Annotated in this window: 7 protein-coding genes; 5 read left to right on the forward strand and 2 right to left on the reverse strand. The window is 69.6% G+C overall.

Translation table 11 applies throughout. From position 1 onward, the window contains the following. The 5 genes from ACEN88_RS23400 to ACEN88_RS23420 form a co-directional block, all read left to right on the forward strand. Window positions 1-299 (forward strand): LysR substrate-binding domain-containing protein (locus ACEN88_RS23400; RefSeq protein WP_413343503.1); only part of this gene is annotated, 299 nt, incomplete at its 5' end. A 92-nt stretch (window positions 300-391) separates the two neighbouring features. After that, window positions 392-1,171: an isocitrate lyase/PEP mutase family protein gene (locus tag ACEN88_RS23405; protein WP_413343505.1), complete on the forward strand. Its 780-nt coding sequence runs from the start codon at window positions 392-394 to the stop codon at window positions 1,169-1,171. Continuing rightward, entirely contained in the window at window positions 1,168-2,310 is a 1,143-nt protein-coding gene (locus tag ACEN88_RS23410) for a DUF4331 family protein (protein WP_413343507.1), read from the forward strand. Before ACEN88_RS23405 ends, ACEN88_RS23410 begins: the two co-directional genes overlap by 4 nt. A gap of 32 nt (window positions 2,311-2,342) precedes the next feature. Next, on the forward strand, window positions 2,343-3,065 hold the full coding sequence (locus tag ACEN88_RS23415) for a DUF4198 domain-containing protein (RefSeq protein ID WP_413343508.1): 723 nt from the start codon (window positions 2,343-2,345) through the stop codon (window positions 3,063-3,065). A 48-nt stretch (window positions 3,066-3,113) separates the two neighbouring features. Beyond that, on the forward strand, window positions 3,114-3,920 hold the full coding sequence (locus ACEN88_RS23420; protein WP_371769137.1) for a helix-turn-helix domain-containing protein: 807 nt from the start codon (window positions 3,114-3,116) through the stop codon (window positions 3,918-3,920). Window positions 3,921-3,926: 6 nt separating this feature from the next. Here ACEN88_RS23420 and ACEN88_RS23425 read toward each other — a convergent pair whose 3' ends face one another. After that, window positions 3,927-4,763, reverse strand: coding sequence for an HDOD domain-containing protein (locus tag ACEN88_RS23425; RefSeq protein ID WP_413343510.1), 837 nt, complete (start codon window positions 4,761-4,763; stop codon window positions 3,927-3,929). Between the two features lie 131 nt (window positions 4,764-4,894). Then, on the reverse strand, window positions 4,895-5,423 hold a 529-nt coding region (locus ACEN88_RS23430), incomplete at its 5' end, for a BON domain-containing protein (RefSeq protein ID WP_413343512.1).

A 5,423-nucleotide genomic window follows, 5' to 3' on the forward strand; every position in this document is an offset into this window, starting at 1 on the left:
GCCGTGCGGCCGGCCTGGTCGCCACGGCCGAGCGCACGCTGGGCAACGACACGAGCATCGCGGCGATGGTGGCGCGCGGCATGGGCTGGTCGATCCTGCCGCGCCTCGCGACGTATCCCGAACCGGACGAGGTGCGCGTGCTGCCGCTGCCGATCCCGGCACGCCGCCAGTTCGCGCTGGCGGGAGCGCGCGATACGATGCGCAGCGCGCGCGTCAAGGCCGTGCTGGACGTGCTGCGCGACCGCCGGCTGCTGGCGGCCACGCGCGCGCACCAGGCGGGCATCCTGCATTGTCCATGACCTCCGAGGTCATGCCGGCATGACCTCGCACGTGATTGAGCGCGCCGCGTTCGATCGCCACACTGTGGTCTCCAACAACGCAGGAGACCACCATGTCCGACCAGATCCTCAAGGCCCAGGTCCTCAAAGCCCACGCACTGCGCGCATTGCACACGCCAAGCGCGCCGCTCGTCCTCTTCAACTGCTGGGATGCCGGCAGCGCCAAGGCCATCGCCGCCGCCGGCGCCCAGGCCATCGCCACCGCCAGCTGGGCCGTCGCCGCCGCCAACGGTTACGAGGACGGCGAACACGTGCCCCGTGACCTGGCCATTGCCAACATCGCACGCATCGCCCGCGCCGTCGCCTTGCCCGTGACCGTCGACCTGGAACGCGGCTATGGCGCCACGCCGATCGAGGTCGCCGACACCGTCACGCAAGCGATCCGCGCCGGCGCCGTCGGCTGCAACCTCGAAGACGGCATCGCGGCCGGCGGCCTGCGCGATCCCGGCGAACAGGCCCTGCGCCTGCAAGCGGCACGCGACGCCGCCGACGGGATCGACGTCCCGCTCTTCATCAATGCCCGCACGGACGGCTTCCTGCTCGCGGCACCGGGCGATCACGACGACGCCCTGCTCGACGCCACGCTGGCGCGCGCCCGCGTGTACGCCGCGCACGGCGCGGATGGCCTGTTCGTGCCGGGCCTCGTCGATGCGGCGCTGATCGAACGGCTCGTGCAGGCATCGCCCCTGCCCGTCAACCTGATGGCCGCCGCCGGCACGCCACCCCTGGCCACGTTGCGCGCCCTCGGCGTCGCGCGCCTGAGCCACGGCCCCGGCCCGTACCTGCAGGCGATGCGCGCACTGGAAGACGCCGCGCGCGGCGTCGCCGCATGATGCCGGCCCGGCTCGCGCTCGCGGCGGCGCTCATGCTGTCCTCCGCATTCACCGCGGCATCCGACCACCTGGATTCGCCGAAGGTCATCGCGGACCCGCGCGTTGACATCGGCGACATCTACGCGTGGACGTCGGCCGACGGCCGCCGGCTGAATCTCGTGATGACCATCGTCGGCCACGCGCTCGACAGGAATGCGGAATACGCGTTCCACATCGACAGCGGCCCGCGCTTTCCCGACACGACGGCCCGCACCGACATCGTGTGCCGCTTCCCATCGAAGACGCAGGCGGACTGCCTGATCGGCCGCGACGAAACCATCCAGGGCGACCCGGGCCGGCTGGCGGGACTCGCGAGCGCGAGCGGCCGCAGCCGGCTGTTCGCGGGCCTGCGCGACGACCCGTTCTTCAACAACGTGAAGGGTTCGCGCGCCGCGTTCGACCTGGCCGCGGCGACGCTCCCTCGCGTGGCGCGCGATGCGGCGGGCTGTCCCGCGTACACGCCGGCGCAGACGGCCGCGATCCTCGACCAGTGGCGCCACACGGATGGCGGCCCCGCCCGCAACTTCCTCGCGGGCTGGACGCCGATGGCGATCGTGCTCGAGGTCGACCTCGGCCTCGTCAACCGCGGCGGCCCCGTGCTGGCGGTGTGGGCCGATACGCTCGTCGACGACGTCCGCATCGACCGCATGGGCCGGCCGCTGACGGGCAACGGCCTGCTCGCGCACCTGGGCAGCGACGAGGACGCCGACGCCTACAAGCTCCGCTACAACGCGGCGACACCGGACACGGCGGCCGAATTCGTGCCCGTCATCGCAAAGTCGCTCGCGCTGTACGACGGCTACGACGGCCGCTGCGGCAACCAGCTCATGATCGACGCCGCCGCGCCGCCCGGGCAGCGCTACCTGCCGCTGGCCCGGTTGCTGGCCGACGACCGGCTGTGGGTCGACAGCGCGGTCACCACGTGCACGCGGCTGTTCGGCGTGGAGCTCGGGCAGCGAGACTGCGGCGGCCGGACACTCCATTACGACGCGGTGAACGTGTACCGCTCGCTGCTCGCCGGCGGCATGAACGATGCCGTCACGGACGGCGTGCGCGCGGACGACCAGCCGCACTCGGACACGGTGTTCCCGTTCCTATGAGGGTGTGCCTGTTCCTCATCCTGTGCCTGTGCATGAATGCCCGCGCACACGACTTCTGGGTCAATCCGGACAGCTTCGTCGTGTCGGTGGGCGCCAGCACCGCCTTGAGCATGCAGGTGGGCCACGGCGACGCGCGCCGCACGTCGATGATCCCGTCGCGCCGCATCCAGCGCTTCGCCGCATGGACGCCGGCCGGCGAGGTCATCGACTTGCGCAACGACGGCAGGCTCGCGCCCGCGGAGCCGGGCCTGCATCTGCTGGTACTGGAAACGGACGCGGACGCGCTGAGCCATCTGCCGGCCGACCGGTTCGACGCCTACGTGCGGGAAGAGGGTTTGTGGCCCGCGGCGGCCGCGCGCGGACGCGATGTCTTCGAACGTTACCGGCGCGTGGCGAAGGCGCTCGTGCAGGCCGGCGCGCCCGGCGAAGGCAGCCAGGACCTGGCCATGAAGCGCCTCGGCCTGCCGCTGGAAATCGTGTTGATGACATCGCCGTCGGACGGCGGCATGCTGACGGCGCAAGTCATCTTCAAAGGCTGTCCGTTGCGGCGCGCACTAGTAAAACTGACGGACCTCGACCACGACGCGCAGCCCGTCGCCGCGCAGGTCACGGATGGCGAAGGCCTCGTGCGGCTGCATCGTCCGCCGCCGGGCCACTGGCTGCTGAACGTCGTGTGGACCACGCCGCTGGACGGTGACGAAGGCATCGACTACGACACGATCTTTTCGAGCCTGTCCTTCGGGATCGACCCATGACCTCGGACGTCATGGCCCGGCGCCGCGCGGCCGGGTTATCATCGGCGGATGACGCCTCTCGACCTCGCCCCCGTCCCCGTCGGCCTGCTCCTGCGCGAATGGCGCGCGGCGCGGCGCCTGAGCCAGCTCGACCTGTCGCTGGACGCGAACATCTCCGCCCGCCACCTCAGCTGCATCGAAACGGGCAAGGCGCAGCCCAGCAGGACGCTGCTGATGCGCCTGGCCGACGTGCTGGACATGCCGCTGCGCGAACGTAACGCGCTGCTTCGCGCGGGCGGTTATGCGCCGAGCTATCCGGAGACGGGGCTCGACACGCCGGCCATGGGCCGCATCAACCAGGCGATCGATTTCATCCTGCGCCAGCAGGAACCGTATCCCGCATTCCTCATGAACCGGCACTGGGACATCCTCGCGACGAACCAGGCGGCGCAGCGCGTGAACGGTTTCGTGCTCGACGGGCGGGCGAGCAGGCACGCGAACATGCTGCGCGCCGTGTTCGATCCGGACGACCTGCGGGGCGCGCTGGCGAACTGGGACGACGTGGGCGGCACGCTGATCGGCCACCTGCACGCACTGGTCGCGGGGTCGCCGACGGATACGAAGGCGCGGGCGCTGCTGGACGAGATCCTCGCGTATCCGAACGTGCCGTCGCGCTGGCGGCTGCGCGACCTCGATACGCCGCCGGCGCCGCTGCTGACGACGGAATTCCGTCACCGCGGCGTGACGCTGAGCTTCTTTTCGACGATCACGACGTTCGGCACGCCGCGCGACGTCACCATCGACGGGCTGCACATCGAATCGTGCTTTCCGATGGACGAGGCGACGGCGCAGTTCTGCCGCCAGCTCGGCGGCTGAAATCCGTCAGACGAGCAGCGCGCCGCCCATCGACGCGGCGATCTCCGACGCTTCCTCGATCATGCGCTGGAGGGTTTCCTCGTCCAGCAGGTAGTCGAGCGCGCTCTCGCTGTGTTCGGGCAAGGGTGCGCGCGCCGTGCCGAGCGGCGACGGCACGCTGGCGTACATGTTCGCCAGCAGCAGCGTGTCGAGCAGCGAAGCGGGCGGCATGTGCAGCCAGGCGCCGCGCAGCTCGAAGATCGCCTCGGCGACTGGATCGGGCAGCGCCAGCTTGCGCGCCACTTCGCGCGTGACGACGTCCTCGCACAGCTCGGCCCATTTTTCCGGATCGTCGTCCAGCAGGCCCGGGAAGCCGTCGGCGCGCGACAGCAGGTAAAAGCCGCCGACCTCGTGGACGATGCCGGCGAACATCGCCGTGTCCGGATTGACGAAGGTAACGTGGTGCGCGAACACATGGGCCAGCGCGGCGACCTGCACCGTGTGTTCCCACAGCTGCTCGGCCTTGGCGCGCAGGTCCGGATCCTCGATGCGGGCGCCGAACTGGCGCACGACGAGGCTGGCGACGAGCATCTGCAGGTTGCGGTAGCCGACCCGCGTCACGGCCGAGCGCACGTTGGTGACGGGACGCCCGCTCGTGTTGAACGTCGAGGAATTGGCCAGCGCCACCGTGCGCGCCGCCAGCTGCGGCTCGCCCAGTACGAGGCGGATCGCGTCCTCCAGGTGGCAATCGGGATCGTTGAGCGCGTGCTGCAGGCGCAGCACCGCGTTCACGCTGGTCGGGAAGGAAATCTCACCGCGCGCCGCCTGGGCGGCGATGGTTCCAAAAGCTTCGAGTCTGTTCACGGCCGCGATTATACCGTGCCGTATCCAACGTAAATGCGTTTCCGGCGGCTTCGTGACAACTTGTGGTAGATCAGCAAAAAAAACGGCCCGCCAACTTCGGCGGGCCGCAGAGGGGCAGAAAGTGGTATGGCTTATTTGACCTTGATGGCGCTCTTGACGCTGGCTACGCCGTCGACGCCCTTCGCGACTTTCACAGCCTTGTCGGCCTGTTCCTTCGAATTCACGAAGCCGCTGAGCATCACGACGCCCTTTTCCGTCTCGACATGGATGCCGAGCGAATCGAGGTTCGGTTCCTTGACGAGGCCGGCCTTCACCTTGGTGGTGATGGCGGTATCGGAGGCGGCCACGCGGGTCTTGCCGGCGGCATTGCGGGTCTTGTCGACCGTCTGGTCGCCGGTGCGGTCCATCGCGTTGTCGGTCTTCTGGGCAACGGTCGAACCGGCCTCCTTCGTCTTCTCGACGGCCGAGTGCGCTACTTCCTTCGTCTTTTCAGCAACTGTCGCGGCCGCGGCCTTCACTTTGTCGCCCGCGGTCGCGGCAGTGTCGCGCGTCTTTGATGCCGCATCCGCAGCGGTGTCGCGCACGGCCGACGGTTTCGTTTCGACGAGGCAACCCGTCTTTGCATCGGCGCCCATCTGCGCACACTTGTCGACGGCGGCC

The organism is Massilia sp. CT11-108 (assembly GCF_047302915.1).
Lineage (GTDB): Bacteria > Pseudomonadota > Gammaproteobacteria > Burkholderiales > Burkholderiaceae_D > Telluria > Telluria orientalis.